Source organism: Micromonospora sp. NPDC048842, from assembly GCF_040649935.1.
GTDB lineage: Bacteria > Actinomycetota > Actinomycetes > Mycobacteriales > Micromonosporaceae > Micromonospora > Micromonospora hortensis.
On sequence record NZ_JBEZGK010000003.1, the window covers coordinates 358054 to 374314 of the forward strand.

The window sequence follows — 16261 nt, forward strand, 5'->3', positions numbered from 1 at the left end:
GCCGCCTGTCGTTGGCGGGCCGCCGACCGTCGCTCGTCCGTCGTCAGCCCCGCCGATCGGCGTCGCCGACGGCTACCGCCCGCCGCAGCACGATGGGCCCGGTGGAGGGTTGTTCCGCACTTGGCAGCCCGGCGGCCAGCAACTCCTGCCCGAAGACCGGCCAGCGTTCCGTCAGGTTGGCCACCGGGGTGTCCGGGGAAGGCTCCGGCGGCGCGGCCTCCGCCACCGGCGACCGCCAGACCGTCTCGGGCCGGGCCAACGGTCGGCCCAGAACACCCGCTACGGCGGGACCGCCGCCCCAGGCCGGAGCCGCGGGCTCCGGTTGGGCGGGGGGCGTCGGCACCTGCTCGGGCCGTTCCGGGACATCCGTCACCACCGGATTCGGCTGGGTGACGGCATCCTCGATCCGGGTCGGCTCTGCCGGCGCCTCCGAGGGCGCCCCCGTGCCGTACGTGGTGCGCCCGGCCGTCGTGCTCTCGACCGGCTGACGCTCGGCCGTCGCGCTCTCGGCCGTCGCACTGCCGACCGTCCGGCGGTCGACGGGCTTGCGGTCGACAGTCGTGCCCTCGACAGTCCGACCCTCTACGGTCCTGCCGGTCGGGGCCGACTCACCCGAGCTCTGCCGGCGGTGCCGTCCGGGCGGTCCGGACTTGTCCTCGACGAGGGCGCTGACCAGCTCACGAATGACAGCACCCTGGGCGCCCGCCTTCGTCGCCGGCAGTGCCAGGGCATCCTGGGCCGCGCCCGGCACCAGGGCCGGTTGCTCGCTGCTCGGCCGGTGATCGGTGCGGGACACCGCCCCGATCACCACGACACCGGCCAGCGGAAGCCCGAGCTGTTGCACGAGCCGAGCCGCCCGGGTGCTGTCGTCAAGGTTCGTCCGGCCGGCGCGGACGACCAGCAGGACGCCGTCGGCGTGCTGGGCGAACGCCGAGATCTCCCGTCCGGCCAGGATCGGCGGCGCGTGGACGATCACACAGTCCTCGTCCTCGCCCAGCGCGTTGAGCAGCCCGCCCAGCTCGTGCAGGGCCTCCGTGTCGGCGCCCTCGCGAGGCTCGGCCGGCAGCACGGTAAGGGTGGGGAAATCGACCAGGCGCACCGGCGGGCACTTCTGGGCCAGCACCTGCTGCCAGGTGTGCGGCGCCTCCGGGAAGTGGCCCGACAGCACCGGGTCCCGTACCGCCCCGTCCACCAGCGTGGCCCGACAGTGTTCGTCGGCCATGCCGAGACCGAGCAGGGCGGTCACCAACGCCTTGCCGTCGTCGTCGTGTGCGCTGGTGACCAGGATTCGCCGACGGGGCAGGGGAGCGGTGAGCACGCTGAGCGTCGAGATCGTGGCACGTACCGCGTCGGCGACGTTGGTGCGGGCGTACAGCGCGGCGGCGTGATGGCGGGCGAAGCGGCGCGGCAGCTTCGGCAGCACCCCGATCACCGGCAGACCCAGGCGCGCCTCGATCTGGCCGATGTCGCGCAGCCGGCTGTCGAACCGGTCGCGCAGGATGGTCGCGCCCCAACCGGCCAGCAGCCCGGCCAGGGCCCCGAGTACGCCGTTGAGCAGCGGCTTCGGGAAGGCCGGCCGGGCCGGCGGGCTGGCGGTGTCGAGAACCCGCGCGTTGATGCTCGTGGAACCGCCCATGTCCAGCCGGCCCAGCTGCTGACTGACGGCGCGGGAGGCGGCGTTCGCGATAGCGGCGGCCTGCGTACCGGTGCCGGCGCTCGCGTGCACTGTGATGATCTGGAGACCGAGTTCGTACTCGCCGCTGACGTGGCCGAGCACCGCCCGCTCGGGCAGTTGCAGCGAACGCGCCGCTTCCAGCGCGACCTCCCGGGACCCGACCAGTCGGGCGATGGTGGGCGTGAGGTTCTGCGCGAGGGCCAGATCCACCGGCCGGTCCTCGTCGGTCTGCTCCGCGCTGACCAGCACGGAGGCCTCCGCCTCGTAGCGCGCCGGAAGGAGCTGGGTCACTCCCTGCGCGGCGGCCAGGCCGGCGCACAGACCGAGCAGCGGTACGCCCACCCGGCGCCAGGAGGCACCGAGCAGACCTTTGACATCTATCGACGCGCTCATCAGGCGATCGCCTCTCTGGTTGAATGCCCGGCCTCGGCGGGCGATGTGCGGAGGGACCGGGCCGGGGACCGCAGTCCGCGCCAGGTCGTGCAGAGGGTCTCGGCGATCCGGTCCCAGCCGAACTCGGCGCCGGCGCGGGCCAACCCTCTGTTGGCCAACTGCCCGGCGAGCGCCGGGTCGTCGCGCAGCCGCGCGAGGCGGGCGGCGAGCGCTGTGACGTCGCCGGCTGGAAAGACGAGACCGGCGTCGCCCACCACGTAGGGGATCTCGCCGACGTCGCTGCCCACGACGGGTACGCCACACGCCATCGCCTCGACCAGCACCCGGCCGAACTGCTCGCGCAGCGGGATGCCGATCCACGGCAGGGTGTTGCGCTGCACCACCTCGACCGACGGCATCGCCAACACGTCCATGTCGTTCAGCAGCGTGGGCAGCTCGGCGTGCCCGGCCCAGCCGTGCCAATGCACCCGGCCCGGTCGGCGCGCGGCGGCCCGCTCGATCTCGGCGCCGAGGCTGCCGTCCCCGACCAGCGACACGTCGCAGTCGATCAGCTCGGCGGCGCGCAGCAGGTCGAGCACGCCCTTGTGCGGCTCGAACCGCCCGACGAACCCGACAGTGAACGGGCGCGCGGCCGGATCGGTGGGAAGTGGCCGGAACATCCGGGTGTCCACGCCGAGCGGCACGATAGTCGCCGGGCCCCGGTAACCCTTGATCCGCAGCACGTTCAGCGCCGCTGGTGTGATCGGGAAGGCGTGGTCGACGGACAGGTAGGACTGCCGCTCGATCCGGGGGAACGGCACCGGAAAGCGGGTGACCACGTTCTGCGCGGCGTACAACGTGGTGGGCACCCCGGCCCAGCAGCGTTGACGCAGCCGCAGCGCCTGCCAAGTGGTGAGGTACGCGGCCTCGCCGATGACGTGCAGGATGTCCGGGCGGGCGGTGGTCACGTCGTGCTGGCCGGGCAGTCGAAACAGCACCGAGGCCATGTGACCGGTCAACGACTCGCCGAGCAGGTGCGGCACGACGTGGTACCGCAGCCGGTGGTGTCGACGGGCCAGCCGGGCCAGTTCGACTCGGGTCGCCGGGGACACGTCCGCGGCGAGCACGGTGAGGGTGATGTCCGGCTGTTCGCACAAAGCGTCGAACAGGTCCGTCCAGTGTTCGGTGCGCTTGCCGACGACAGTTGTCAGGACGTGCATCACGCTCCTCCTCTCGTTTCAGGTCGGGTGACCGCGATTCGGCCGACGCGGGTCCAGGCCCGCAGTCGGGCCGTCCCGGCCCGGGGTTGCACTGGCATCCGCGCCCCGGCCAGTCCGATACCGATCAGTGCGCGCAGGAGCACCACGCCGCGTACCGCGCGCAGGGTGCCGGCGCGGTGACGGGCGAAGAACCGCAGCATGCTGCGGTACAGGTGGGGCCAGATCCAGGCCGGGTCGGAGCTGCTCGCCCCGCCGGTGTGCACGGCGGTCACCGAGGGCACGTACAGCACCTCGGCGCCGCGCCGGGCCGCCTGGAGGCACAGCTCCTCGTCCTCGTAGTACAGGAAGTAGCCCTCGTCGAGGCCGCCGATCGCCACGAACAGCTCGCGCCGCACCGCCAGGCAGGCGCCGGAGAGCCAGTCCACTGCCACCGGCTGCGCCCCGCGCACACAGGCGTCGTACGCCGCCCGGCGCTGCCGACCGCTGAGCAGCCGCCGTAGCGACACCGGCACCAGCGACCCACCGAACCGGCTGGCCAGCACCGTGCCGAGGGATTCGAACCGGTGGGCGCTGATCGCGACCCGGCCGTGCGCGTCGGTGAGCCGTGGCCCCGCGATGCCCACCGACGGTCGATCGCGCAGCACCTGGACCAGTTCCGCCACCGCGCCGGGGGTGACCACGCAGTCCGGGTTGACCAGGAGCACGACGTCGGTGTCGACCCCGGTCGCGGCCCGGTTCACGGCGGTGGCGAATCCGGTGTTGGTGGGGCTGGCGAGGACCGTCACCTCCGGGAAGTGGCTTCGGACGAGGTCGACGGTGCCGTCGGTGGAGGCGTTGTCCACCAACCGCACCGGCACGCGTGCCTGCCGCAGCGCGGTCAGGGCGGCGACGATCTGTCCCGCCGAGTTGTGGGTGACCACCACGGCGGTGGCGTCGGCCGCGCTCATGCCGCAACACCCGTTCGGGTCAGGGCGCCGCGCAGCAGCGGCGGCCGGGCGGGTCGCCGCAGCCGCGCCCCCTCGTGGTGTGCCGTGAGGAGGGTCAGCGCCGGGAGCAAGCCCAGCTCCCAGTGCCCGTCGGTCGGCGCCGCGAAAAGGGCGGCGGCCAGGAAACCGCAGGACAGCGCCGCGAACGGCAGCGTGATCCCGTCCCGGCTGTTCAGGCCGACGCGGATGCTGCGCAGGATCGGCCAGAGGACCAGCAGGAGGCCGACCAGCCCGAGGTTGGCAAGCACTGTGACGTAGAAGGCGTGGTACACCGGCCCGACGTCGGTGAAGGTGAAGCCGGACAGGTAGATGTCCGGCGTGGTCTGTCCGAGGCCGGCCCCGACCAGCGGCTGGTCGGCGAAGACGCCCAGGCCCACCTCGGACTCCACCCCCCGGTAACCGGCGGACTGCTGGAACCCCTTGGTGATCTCCGTGGCCCGCTCCCGTACCCCTGGTTGCAGGGCGAGGATCGCGGCCACAGCGACCGCCGCCGCGGCGGTGGCGGCCAGGCCGGTACGGACCGTGCGGCCGCCGCGGACCAGCATGATCAGCCCGGTCAGCGCCGCGGCGAGCCAGATCCCCCGGTACGACGCGAGGAGCACGTCGACGGCGAAGAACCCGCCGAGCAGGAGGGCGCCGGCCCGACGCCAACCCCGCACCCGACCGGCGATCCAGATCAGCGCGGGGATGGCCATGAGGGTGATGAGCCCGCCGTGCCGCCCCGGTGCCGCCACCGAGATGGCGGTGAAGACCCCCGCCAGCACCACGTACAGCATGCCGGCGGCCAGGATCCGACGGGGCGTGGTGAGGGTGTGGGTGGCGACGAAGAAGTACACCGGGATCGTGGCCACCTGGTACGCGGCGACGAGCACCTCCGCCGGGAGGTTGCCGACGGCCAGGCCGTAGGTGGCCGCCACGACTGTCAGCCCGACCAGAACCAGCATTCCCACGTCGGCGGCGGTGCGCCGGATGCCCCGCTCCGCCCCGAGCCAGTGACGGGCGGTCAGCGCGGCGCCGCCGGCGGCCAACAGCAGCACCTTCACCGCGATGTAGCCGCGAACGTCGCCGCCGCTGAGCAGGGCACCGACAACGGCGCCGCCGATGATGCCGACCGGCAGCACGGCCCAGGGCCAGAGCAGGAACGCGCCGAAACACAGCACTCCGATGGCGGCGGCCAGGCCGACCGGTCCGGGCAACAGGGTTACCACTGTCACCACGCCGCCCAGCGCGGCTCCGGCGAGCACCACACCGGGCGCGACGATCGGTACTCTCATCGCGGCAACCCCGCCAACAGGGAACGCAGCTGGACGCCCCGTGCCGACCAGCTGTTGCGGGTGGCGACCTCCCTGCGTCGGGCGGCGTCGTCGGGCGCGCCGGCTCGGTCCAGCGCGTCGGCCAGCGCTGCGGCGAAGCTCGCCGGGTCGGCCGCGAGGGCGATGGTGTCGCCCAGTGCCCGCAGCGCCGGCAGCGGCGTCGCGACGACGGGCTTGCCGAGCGCCAGGTATTCGTAGCACTTCTTCGGGTGCACGTAGTCGATCAGCCCGCCCACCCGGTAGGGGATGATCGTGACGTCGCAGGCCCGCAGGATGCCCGGCACGTCCGCGAAGCGGACGGCGTCGACGAGCACCACGTTGGACAGGCCGGCGAGCGGGGCACGGCCGGCCCGGGTGGACGGACCGATCAACACGAACGTCCACTCCGGGTGGGCACGCGCCACGGTGGCGACCAGGTCCGCGTCGAAGGCCCGGGTGTCGACGGCCCCGCTGTAGCCGATCAGTGGTCGGCGCAGGCTGAGCAGCCAGGGCGCGACCGGGCCGTCCGGCGAGAAGCGGTCCGGGTCGCATCCGTTGGCCAGCACCACGGGTGCCGGGTCGGAGGCGGGCATCCGGTCGGGTAGCGCGCTGGAGGAGGCGAGGACGAGGTCGGCGGCGCCGACGGCGGAGCGCAGCGCGCGGCGCAGGTGCCGACGGTTCCAGGGGCGGGTGAACGTCCAGTCCAGATCCGTGGCGTCGTAGACGACGGCGGACGCGCCCAGCCCGCCGGCGACCGGCGCGGCCAGGTCCTCGTCCAGCCACAGCAGTCGTACGGATGCCGCCCGCCGCTGGAACCAGCGGCGCAGCACCCGCGCGGCGAGCCAGCGGTTGACCCGGTTGACCGGGGGCAGGTGCCGGCCGAACGGCAGCAGCGTCGGCGCGGCGCACTGCCACAGACCGTCGGTCACCTGCCGAACCTGGACCCGCCAGCGCGGGAGGTGCCCGGCCGGGTCGACGAAGAGCACCCGGTGGTCGACGGTCAGCTCGCGGGCCAGCGCGTGTTGCCGGTGGGCGCCGTTCGCCCACGGTGTGCCGCTGAAGATGACCACCCAGTCGCGGTCGTCGGCGGGCGGCACGACCGCTGCGGTCGCCGGTTGCAGGGTGGTGGTGTGCTCAGCCACGGCCCGACCGTTCCATCGGACGTGGCGCTCCGGCGGGCAGCAACTCGTCCTCGCCGAGGCGGCCGAGCACCGGGCGGGCGCGCTCGTCGTCGAGTCGCAGCAGGCGGGCGCCGGCGTGCCGGTCCAGCCAGCCACGCAGCGCACCGGCCGCGATCCGCCGGTTGATCCAGTTGACCAGCGGCACCGCATTACCCAGCGGCAGCGCTGTCGGTGCGACGGCGTGCCAGGCCGCCGAGCCGATCGGGGTCACCTCGCAGCGCCAGCGTGGCCGGTGCCCCGGCGGGTCGACGAAGAGCAACCGTTGCCCGGGCACCAACTGCCCCAGCACCGTCGAATGCCCGTCGACGGACCATCGGGTCCGGCTGAACAGCACCACCCAGTCGCGGGTGTCACCGTCGGGCAGCGGGCCGACGTCGCCGCGCAGCGCGGCGAGCAGGTCGCCGAGGCCCAGCTGTACGGACCGTCCGAAGACCCGCTTGACCAGGTGATCGGCGATGAGCGCGGCCCGGAACACCGGCAACCGGTACCGGGGCTGGGTCAGTCGCAGATACCCGACCAGGCTGCCCAGCAGGTGTCGGAAGCGGATGGTCGGCCCGAGCAGCCGGCAGGACGCGCCCCGGCTGTGCGTCACCACGGCGTCCGGGAGCATCCACAGCTGGTGCCCGGCCTGGTCGAGCTGCCGCGCGAGGACCGCGTCGTTCCAGTAGACGGGGAACGCCTCGTCGAAGATGGTCTGCTGTCCGAGCACCGCGCGGCGCAGCAGCATGCAGCTGCCCGAGGCGAGTTGCCGGGGACGGCTGAAGTCCTCGCCACGCATCTGGAAACGGTGCAGCGCCTGGCGGAACCCGGGCAGTCGACGCAGCGCGGTCACCAGCGCGATGGTGGCGGTGAAGCTGGGCTGTTGGACGTAGTGCTGCTGGAAGGTGCCGTCCGGGTTGAGGTACAGCGGGCTGACCCCGGCCACGTCCGGCCGCTCCCGCAGGTGGTCGAGCATCCGCGACAGCGCGCCCGGGTGGAACCGGATGTCGCTGTTGAGCAGCAGGATCAGCTGCCCGTTCGCCCGGCGGTACGCCTGGTTCACGGCAGCGGCGAACCCGGTGTTGTGGTTGTTGCGGATCAGCCGGACCCGGGGTTGGGCGGCGAGCAGGTCGGCCGAGCCGTCGGACGAACCGTTGTCGACGGCCACCACCTCGTAGTCCAGGTCGGGGTCGACTGTCGACGCCAGCGACTCCAGGCACTGCCGGGTCTGCTCGCGGGTGTTCCAGCTGACAAGCAGCACCGACAGCAACGGGGCGCCCATCAGGACACCGCCCGGTCGTCGCGGCGGGCGAAGATCCGCAGCAGGTCGCCGAGTCGCGGGTGCGTCACCCGGGGCGAGCGGCTGGCGGCGACGTCGGCGACCAGCAGGTCGCGGGCGTTGCGCAGCCGTGCCGCCGGCTGCCAGTAGAACCGGGAGAAGACCGTGTCGTGGGAGATCACCCGGAACCCGGACTCCACAAGCATCCGGCTCAGCGTGTCCGGGGTGAAGTGCCAGCGGTGGTACGCGGGAGCGATGGCGGGCCAGTCGGTGCCGAGTCGGTTGGCGGCGGCGGAGGCGATGTTTGGTACTTCGAGGGCGAGCCATCCGCCGGGGGTGAGGGCGTTGTGCGCGGCGCGGAGGAAGGCGCGGGGGTCTTCGACGTGTTCGAGGACGTGGAAGGCGCAGACGACGTCGGCGGTGAGTGTGGGTGCGATGGTTTCGAAGTAGCCCTGGCGTACGGGCATGTGGAGGTGGTCGCGGGCGAAGGCGGCGGCGGCGTGGCTGACCTCGATGCCGCTGGCGGTGATCCCGGCCTGGTGGGCGGCTTCGAGGAAGTAACCTCCGGCGCAGCCGGCTTCCAGCAGGACTGTCGGGTGGACGCCGGACAGCAGCCAGCGCAACCGTCGGCTCGCCTCGAACCGGCGCTGACCGGCGGAGGCGAAGTAGTCCTGGTACCCGTCCGTCGTGTAGTAGGCCTCGTCGTACAGCTCCTCCGGGGCCGGGGCGGTGCCCGCGGTCCAGACGAAGCCGCAGTCCGGGCAGCTCCACAGCAGCTCGCCGAGGGTCGGCGAGTGCCCACCGGCGCGGCCGCAGAGCTGGCAGCGGACCAGCTCGATCCCATCGAGTTTCATCAGGTGCTCCGTCCGGTTCGTGGCGCCCGGGCGATCACCCGGAGTAGGTCGCCGAGGCGTGGGTGGGTCAGCCGCGGTGAGCGGAGCCCGAGCACGTCGGCGGGGAGTAGATGTCGTGCGTGCCGCAGTCGGTAGGCGAGCGGCATGTAGTAGCGGAAGACGGTGGTGTCCTGCCGGACCACCTCGAAGCCGAGGTCGGTCACCAGCCGGACCAGGGTGTCGGGGGTGAAGTGCCAGCGGTGGTAGCGCGGTTGCAGGCCCGGCCAGTCGGTGCCGAGTCGGTGGGCGGCGGCGGAGGCGATGTTGGGTACTTCGAGGGCGAGCCATCCGCCGGGGGTGAGGGCGTTGTGCGCGGCGTGCAGGAAGGCGCGGGGGTCTTCGACGTGTTCGAGGACGTGGAAGGCGCAGACGACGTCGGCGGTGAGTGTGGGTGCGATGGTTTCGAAGTAGCCCTGGCGTACGGGCATGTGGAGGTGGTCGCGGGCGAAGGCGGCGGCGGCGTGGCTGACCTCGATGCCGCTGGCGGTGATCCCGGCGCGGTGGGCGGCTTCGAGGAAGTAGCCCCCGGCGGGACCGGCTTCGAGCAGCACTGTGGGGCGGACTGTGGAGAGCAGCCAGCGCAGCCGCCGTCGCGCCTCGAACCGGCGGGGCGCGGCCCGGAAGTAGTCGTCGTAGCCGCCCTCGGCGAAGTAGTCCTCGTCGTAGCGCCCGTCCTCGGTGGCCTGCTCCTGCGCGGTCCAGCTGAAGCCGCAGCCTTCGCAGCGGCGCAGCAGCCCACCGAGTTGGGGCAGGTGGGCCTGCCGTGGCCCACACAGCACGCACCGCGCGGTGCGGTGCTCGACGCTCATCGCGGACCGCCGGTGCTCGGCGACAGCACGGCAGTCGGCGCGCGCAGCAGCCGGTGCAGCCGCATCCGGTCGCTCGCGCCCAGGTGTCCGCCGACGATCAGCAGCGTGCCGGCGACGAGCACGGTCAGACCCGCCCGGGAGGACACCGCGAGGGCGGCGTCGAGGCGTCCCGACCCGTCCGGCAGGAACTGGCTGGCCGTCGCCGTGACCAACCCGGCCGCGACGGCGGCGGCCAGCGGCGGCCAGATCGCCCGCACCAGCGGGGCCAGCGGCCGAGCCGTTGCGGTGTGGAAGTAGACAAGGAAGTACCCGGTGCTGAGCACCACCGCCAGCGCCGTCGACAGCGGTACGCCGAGCGGCCCGCACAGCAGCAGCATCGGCACGGTGAGGATCAGGTTGAGGACGACGGAGAGCAGCACGTACCGCGTCTCCAACCCGGGCCGGCCCTCGGCGCGGGCGGCGATCGTCGCCGCCCCGGTGATCAGGTTGAGGGCGTACGCGGGCGCGAGGATCATGATGTTCGCCGCCGCCCAGGGGACCTGGTGGCCCAACCAGAGCCGGACCAGCGGATCGGCGCTGACCATCAGCGCGGCGGTGGCCGGGGCCAGGAACAGCGCGAGGTACCGGGTGGCGGTCAGGTAGAACCGGTCCAGCCAGCCGGTGCCCCGGGAGGCGGTGCGGGCGACCGCCGCGGGGAACAGCACGATGAGGGCGAAGCCCGGGGGCAGACGGAGCAGGTTGAGCAGGCGACTGCCCAGGTCGAAACCGCCGGCCACGGCGGGTCCGAAGGCGCCACCGAGGACGAGGCGGTCGAGTTCCACGTTGACCATGCCGGCACCACTGGAGACCTGCACCCGTACGCCGTAGCCGCCGATCCGGCGGATGTCGGCCAGGTCGGTTCGACCCCATCGCGGGGACAGGTCCGGGCACTGGCGGTGGGTCGTCGCGGCGAGCAGGACGGTGCGGATCACCCCGGTCGCGGCGGCCGAGGCGGCCAACGCCACCAGGCCGCCGCCGAGGCGTACCACCAGGATGGCGAGGGCGGCCGCGAGGATCGCTGTGCCGGCGCTGATCGCGGCGAGTGACCCGTACCGTTGGCCGCCTTCGAGCACGGCCCGCCACGGCAGCTCCACGGCGCCGGCCACGAGCCCGACGACCAGCCAGAGGGTGGCCTGCCACGCCTCGTCGGCCAGGTCACCGAGGCGCAGCAGCCCGACGAGCCACGGCCAGCCGGCTCCGAGCGCCCCGAGGGTGAGCAGGCCCAGCAGCACTGCCCAGCCCAGCCCCAGCCCGAGCAGCCGACGTACCAGATCCCGGTCGGCAGCGTTCTCGGCTCGGGCGACCTCGCGGACCAGTGCGGAGCCGAGTCCGAGGTCGATCAGGGCGGCCATCGCCAGCAGACCGGCGAGCACTACCCAGATCCCGAACTCTCGCGGCCCGAGCCGCTGGTAGATGACAGGTACCGAGACCAGCCCGGACACCGCCATGATCACCCGCGCGGCCAGCATGCTGGCCGTGTTGCGGGTGACCCGGGTTTCGACCGCGTGGGCCGCACTAGCCACGGGGGAACCCCCGGAACAGCTCGACCACTGTCAGCAGGAGCAGGGTGAGGTCGACACGCATGGAGCGGCAGTTGAGGTAGAGCAGGTCACACCGGAGCTTGTCCTCGACGGTGGCCGCGTATCCGCCGGTGAGCTGTGCGATGCCGGTCAGTCCGGGCCGGATCAGGTGCCGCAGGTCGTAGTCGGGCAGCCGGTCGAAGCCGGCGATGAACTCCGGTCGTTCCGGGCGGGGCCCGACGAGGCTCATCTCGCCGCGCAGCACGTTCCAGAGCTGGGGCAACTCGTCCAGCCGGGACCGTCGCAGCCAGCGCCCCAGTCGGGTGATCCGGACGTCGTCCGGCAGGGCCAGGACCGGGCCGGTGGTCTGCTCGGCGCCGACCCGCATGGTCCGGAACTTGACCACCCGGAACAGTCGGCCACCAGTGCCGACGCGTTGCTGGAGGTAGAACGGTGGGCCGGTGAACGACACCACTGCGGCGATCACCGCGATCAGCGGGATCACCACGACGGCACTGAGCAGGATCACGCTGAGGTCGAAGAACCGCTTGAGCCGCTCGCCACGGGGTCGGCGGGTGCCGCCCGATCCCAGCCGAATCCACGGCAGCCCACCGAAGCGCGCCATGGCCGGTGCCCGCAGCAGACCGTAGACGGGGCGGGCCAGCACCATGATCTCGACGCCGGCACTCATGCAACTGGTGATGATGCGATCGTCGATGCTCTCCAGAGAGTGCTTGAGCAACAGGAGTCGAGGGCGGACGGTGGCCAGCACCCTGGCGAGCTCCTCGGCGCAGGCCGGCACCGGGAGTCGGACGGCCACGTCGAACTCCTCGTCGAGGCGGTCGGGCGTGGTGGTCGCGTCGTTCGCCTCGAGCACCACCACGCGGGCCCGCCGTCGGTGCTGGTCGGATCGGACCTGCTCCTGATGGGCGAACAACTCCTGAAGCTGGAGCGGGATCTCCGGACGTTCTCGCGGTTCGGACCACGGTGCCTCGGCGAGGTCGTGCGGGGCCGCGCTGTCGGTGCCTGGCATCGGAGCTGAGTCCGCGGTCACGGGTCCCGGGGTCTTTCTCAACGCGCCGACCTCCTCCTCCGTCAGGTGCTTCGAGGGCATGCGGACGAGCACCCCGGGAGTAAGTTACTAGTCACAAATGCCCCAATAGTCCCGGATAGGTAAAAACAGGACGTCTCGCTTTGAACGTCGCATATCAGCCCAGACCGTTGTGCGAAAAGCCCCTTTGGTGGGTATTTGGTGGGTTACGGTCGTGCCCGGTCGTCCGGTTGCCGCTGAGGGCCGACAACCCCGTCGTTCCAAGGAGTTCCACATGGACCAGCCAGTTGTTGCCGCCGGTGTCGACCCGCCGACGGACCTGATTCCCGGGCGCGTGCTGGTGACCGGAGGCGCCGGCTTCATCGGCAGCCACGTGGTCGCCCGGCTGATGCTGATGGGCAGCCAGGTCCGGGTGCTCGACAACTTCTCCACCGGCCGGATCGAGAACCTGGCCGACGCCGCGTACGGCGGACTGACCGAGGCCGACGTCGTCTCGGGTGACATCCGTACGCCGGAGGGCGTCGAGGTCATCCACCAGTGGCAGCCGGACGTGGTGGTGCACCTCGCCGCACAGCCGAGCGTTCCCGCGGCCCGCCGGTCACCCCTGTACGACGCCGACGTGAACGTGTTCGGCACCGTCAACGTGCTGGACGCCTGCGCTCGCGGAGGCGTACGGCTGGTGATCAACGCGGCCAGCAGCGCCATCTTCGGCAGCGTCCCCGCCCACGACCTGCCGGTCCGCGAGGACTACCCGATCGCCCCGGTGAGCCCGTACGGAGTCAGCAAGGCCGCCGGCGTGCACTACCTCGACTGGTACGGGCGTCAGCACGGCCTGCCGTACACCTCGATGGTGTTCGGCAACGTCTACGGGCCCCGGCAGGAGGGCAGCGACTGCGGCGTGGTGTCCCTGATGGCCGACGCGCTGCTCGGAGGCCGGCAGGTGGTGATCTACGACGACGGCACGCAGACCCGGGACTTCATCCACGTCAGCGACGTCGCCGAGGCGATCGCCGTCGCCTGTCACCACCCAGGGGTGGGTATGGTCAACATCGCCTCGGGCCGCCAGACGAGCGTCAACGAGGTGTACGACACCGTCCGGGAGGCGTCCGGTGTCGGCAACGCGGCCCGTTACGAGCCGCTGCCCTGGCCGGGGGAGGTGCGCAACATGGCGCTGGACACCAGGAAGGCGCGCGAGCTGCTCGGGTGGTACCCGAAGATCGGCTTCACCGAGGGCGTACGGATGACGGTGCGCGACGCCCGCCGCCGCCAGGCCGGCAGCCAGATCCTGTCCCCGGTGCGGGCGCTGGAGCGCGCCGTCAGCGGCTGAGGGCTCAGCGCGTAATTCCCGTCATCTGATCGGGATTTTCATTGATCAGTCTAACTCTTGCGGGTCGGCATCCACTGCTGCCACGATGGCCGTCAATGCCTTCCGTCCCGAAGGAGTGGTCGTCATGGCGGTCTCCCGCCGCAGGTTCGTCACATCGGTGCTGGCCGGGTCCGCCCTCGCCACCGCCTCCACCACCGAGCTGCTCACCAGCATGTCCAGCCCCGCGCAGGCCGCCAGTCCTCCCGGGGACGTGGTCGGCAAGGTGACGGTCGGCTACCAGGGCTGGTTCAGCGCACCCGGCGACGGGGCGCCGATCGGCGGATGGTGGCACTGGGGCCGCGACCGGTTCCAGCCGCCCTCGCCCGCCAACACCACGATCGTGTCCTGGCCGGACATGCGCGAGTACACCCGCACCTATCCCACCGCCTACCCCAACCTGGGCAACGGCCAGCCGGCCACCCTCTTCTCCTCCTACGACCAGCAGACGGTGGACACCCACTTCCGCTGGATGCAGGAGAACGGCTGCGACACCGCCGCGCTGCAACGGTTCAACCCGATGGGCGACGAGGGCCCCACCCGCGACGCGATGACCCAGAAGGTCCGCTCCGCCGCCGAGCGGCACAACCGCAAGTTCTACATCATGTACGACGTCACCGACTGGCTGACCTTCCAATCGGAGATCAAGACCGACTGGACGACGAAGATGGCCGCGTACACCGCGTCCTCCGCGTACGCCCGACAGAACGGCAAGCCGGTCGTCTGCATCTGGGGCTTCGGCTTCAGCGAGCCCAGCCGACCCTTCACCCCGGGCCCCTGCCTGGAGGTCATCAACTGGTTCAAGGCCCAGGGCTGCTACGTCATCGGTGGCGTACCGACCTGGTGGCGGCAGGGCATCGAGGACTCCCGCCCCGGCTTCCTCGACGTCTACCACGCGTTCCACGCGATCTCGCCCTGGATGGTCTACCGGGCCAGGACCGTGGAGGAGCTGGACTCGTACTACAACAACGTCAACGTCGGCGACATGGCCGACTGCGCGGCGCGCGGCATCGACTACCTGCCCTGCGTGATGCCCGGCGACCTGGCCGGGGGCCACCGCAAGCACGGCGACTTCTACTGGCGGCACATCTACAACATGGTCCGGCTCGGCTCCCAGGGCCTCTATGTGTCCATGTTCGACGAGTACAACGAGGGCAACCAGATCGCCAAGACGTCCGAGACCCAGGCCACCACCCCGGCCGGCGCGAACATCCGGGCCCTCGACGAGGACGGCGTCGCCTGCTCCTCCGACTACTACCTGCGGATCACCGCCGACGGCGGCCGGATGCTCAAGGGGCAACTCGCGCTCACCGCCGTACGCCCCACCCCGCCGATGGTCGGCACCCCACCACCGGCCACCGGGAACCTGGCCGCCGGCCGATCCACCTCGGCGAGCAGCCAGGGCGGCGGGTTCCCGGCGTCGAACGCCGTGGACTCGAACGCCGGCAGCTACTGGGAGAGCGGCGGCGGCTCCTTCCCGCACTGGTGGCAGGTCGACCTCGGCGCCAGCCACCAGGTCAACAAGCTCGTGGTGCGGCTGCCCGCCGGCTGGGGCGCGCGCACCCAGACCATCACCGTGCAGGGCAGCGTCGACGGCAACTCCTTCGCCACCATCGCCGGGGCCTCCGCGTTCACCTTCGACCCGGCCACCGGCAACACCGTCACCCGCACGCTGACCACCACCACGGCCCGCTACGTCCGCCTCAGCATCAGCGGCAACACCGGCTGGCAGGCCGCCCAACTCGCCCAGGTCGAGGTGTACGCCGGCACCACCGTCCCGGACAACCCGCCGAGCACCCCGAGCGGCCTCACCGTCACCGGCAAGACGTCGACGAGCGTGTCCCTGGCGTGGACGGCCTCCACCGACGACACCGGCGTGACGGGCTACCAGGTACGCCAGGGCGGCACCGTCGTCGCCACCGTCACGGGCACCACGGCGACGGTGAGCGGGCTCAGCCCGTCCACCGCGTACACCTTCACGGTCGTTGCCCGCGACGCCGCCGGCAACACCTCCAGCGCGTCCTCGGCGGTCACCGTCACCACGGACGCCGCGGCCAACGCGGACCTGGCCCGGGGTCGACCCACGTCGGAGAGTAGCCACGTCCAGAGTTACGGGTCGGGCAACGTGGTGGACGGTGACGCGAACAGCTACTGGGAGAGCGCCAACAGCGCGTTCCCGCAGTGGGTGCAGGTGGATCTGGGTTCCTCGCGCACTGTCGGGCGGGTGGTGCTGAAGCTGCCGCCGTCGTCGGCGTGGGCCAGCCGGACGCAGACCCTCGCCGTGCAGGGCAGCGCTGATGGGGCGAGCTTCGGGACGCTTCTTGGATCGGCGGGGCGGACCTTCAACCCGGCTACCGGTAACCAGGTGACGCTGACCTTCAGCGCTGCGCAGGCGCGCTACGTGCGGATCACCGTCACCGGCAACACCGGCTGGCCGGCGGGGCAACTGTCGACGCTGGAGGTCTACACCAGCTGACCGAGGCGTGGGCGGCCGCCGGGGGAGCGGCGGCCGCCCCACGCGTCGAGCGGACGCAAGCCGCGCCTTGCCAGATCCACGTCATCCCGCGCCTGCTGCTTACGGGCCCCGGCGTGCCTCGTTGAT

Annotated in this window: 12 protein-coding genes; 2 read left to right on the plus strand and 10 right to left on the minus strand. The window is 72.0% G+C overall.

The features are described 5' to 3' along the window. Nucleotides 1-43 precede the first annotated feature (43 nt). From AB0C19_RS06440 to AB0C19_RS06485, 10 genes are read right to left on the minus strand one after another with little or no spacing between them, the layout of a single operon-like run. Nucleotides 44-2068, minus strand: coding sequence for a hypothetical protein (locus AB0C19_RS06440; protein ID WP_357180363.1), 2025 nt, complete (start codon nucleotides 2066-2068; stop codon nucleotides 44-46). Continuing rightward, on the minus strand, nucleotides 2068-3267 hold the full coding sequence (locus AB0C19_RS06445; RefSeq protein ID WP_357180366.1) for a glycosyltransferase: 1200 nt from the start codon (nucleotides 3265-3267) through the stop codon (nucleotides 2068-2070). The genes AB0C19_RS06440 and AB0C19_RS06445 overlap by 1 nt, the downstream gene beginning before the upstream one ends. Further along, nucleotides 3267-4214: a glycosyltransferase family 2 protein gene (locus tag AB0C19_RS06450; RefSeq protein ID WP_357180370.1), complete on the minus strand. Its 948-nt coding sequence runs from the start codon at nucleotides 4212-4214 to the stop codon at nucleotides 3267-3269. The genes AB0C19_RS06445 and AB0C19_RS06450 overlap by 1 nt, the downstream gene beginning before the upstream one ends. Beyond that, nucleotides 4211-5527, minus strand: coding sequence for an O-antigen ligase family protein (locus AB0C19_RS06455; protein WP_357180372.1), 1317 nt, complete (start codon nucleotides 5525-5527; stop codon nucleotides 4211-4213). The genes AB0C19_RS06450 and AB0C19_RS06455 overlap by 4 nt, the downstream gene beginning before the upstream one ends. Beyond that, nucleotides 5524-6687, minus strand: coding sequence for a glycosyltransferase (locus tag AB0C19_RS06460; RefSeq protein WP_357180375.1), 1164 nt, complete (start codon nucleotides 6685-6687; stop codon nucleotides 5524-5526). Before AB0C19_RS06460 ends, AB0C19_RS06455 begins: the two co-directional genes overlap by 4 nt. After that, on the minus strand, nucleotides 6680-7987 hold the full coding sequence (locus AB0C19_RS06465) for a glycosyltransferase family 2 protein (protein WP_357180378.1): 1308 nt from the start codon (nucleotides 7985-7987) through the stop codon (nucleotides 6680-6682). Before AB0C19_RS06465 ends, AB0C19_RS06460 begins: the two co-directional genes overlap by 8 nt. Further along, nucleotides 7987-8838, minus strand: coding sequence for a class I SAM-dependent methyltransferase (locus AB0C19_RS06470; protein ID WP_357180381.1), 852 nt, complete (start codon nucleotides 8836-8838; stop codon nucleotides 7987-7989). The genes AB0C19_RS06465 and AB0C19_RS06470 overlap by 1 nt, the downstream gene beginning before the upstream one ends. Continuing rightward, complete coding sequence (locus AB0C19_RS06475; RefSeq protein ID WP_357180384.1) at nucleotides 8838-9686, minus strand: class I SAM-dependent methyltransferase; 849 nt, start codon at nucleotides 9684-9686, stop codon at nucleotides 8838-8840. The genes AB0C19_RS06470 and AB0C19_RS06475 overlap by 1 nt, the downstream gene beginning before the upstream one ends. Next, complete coding sequence (locus AB0C19_RS06480; protein ID WP_357180387.1) at nucleotides 9683-11248, minus strand: oligosaccharide flippase family protein; 1566 nt, start codon at nucleotides 11246-11248, stop codon at nucleotides 9683-9685. The genes AB0C19_RS06475 and AB0C19_RS06480 overlap by 4 nt, the downstream gene beginning before the upstream one ends. Beyond that, a complete protein-coding gene (locus tag AB0C19_RS06485; RefSeq protein ID WP_357180390.1) occupies nucleotides 11241-12278 on the minus strand; it encodes a sugar transferase in 1038 nt (345 codons plus the stop codon). The genes AB0C19_RS06480 and AB0C19_RS06485 overlap by 8 nt, the downstream gene beginning before the upstream one ends. Before the next feature lie 292 nt (nucleotides 12279-12570). Here AB0C19_RS06485 and AB0C19_RS06490 point away from each other — a divergent pair, with 292 nt between their 5' ends. Together AB0C19_RS06490 and AB0C19_RS06495 are read left to right on the plus strand one after the other, a co-directional pair. After that, a complete protein-coding gene (locus AB0C19_RS06490; protein WP_357180392.1) occupies nucleotides 12571-13623 on the plus strand; it encodes a GDP-mannose 4,6-dehydratase in 1053 nt (350 codons plus the stop codon). A gap of 124 nt (nucleotides 13624-13747) precedes the next feature. Beyond that, nucleotides 13748-16135, plus strand: coding sequence for a discoidin domain-containing protein (locus tag AB0C19_RS06495; protein WP_357180395.1), 2388 nt, complete (start codon nucleotides 13748-13750; stop codon nucleotides 16133-16135). Nucleotides 16136-16261 lie beyond the last annotated feature (126 nt).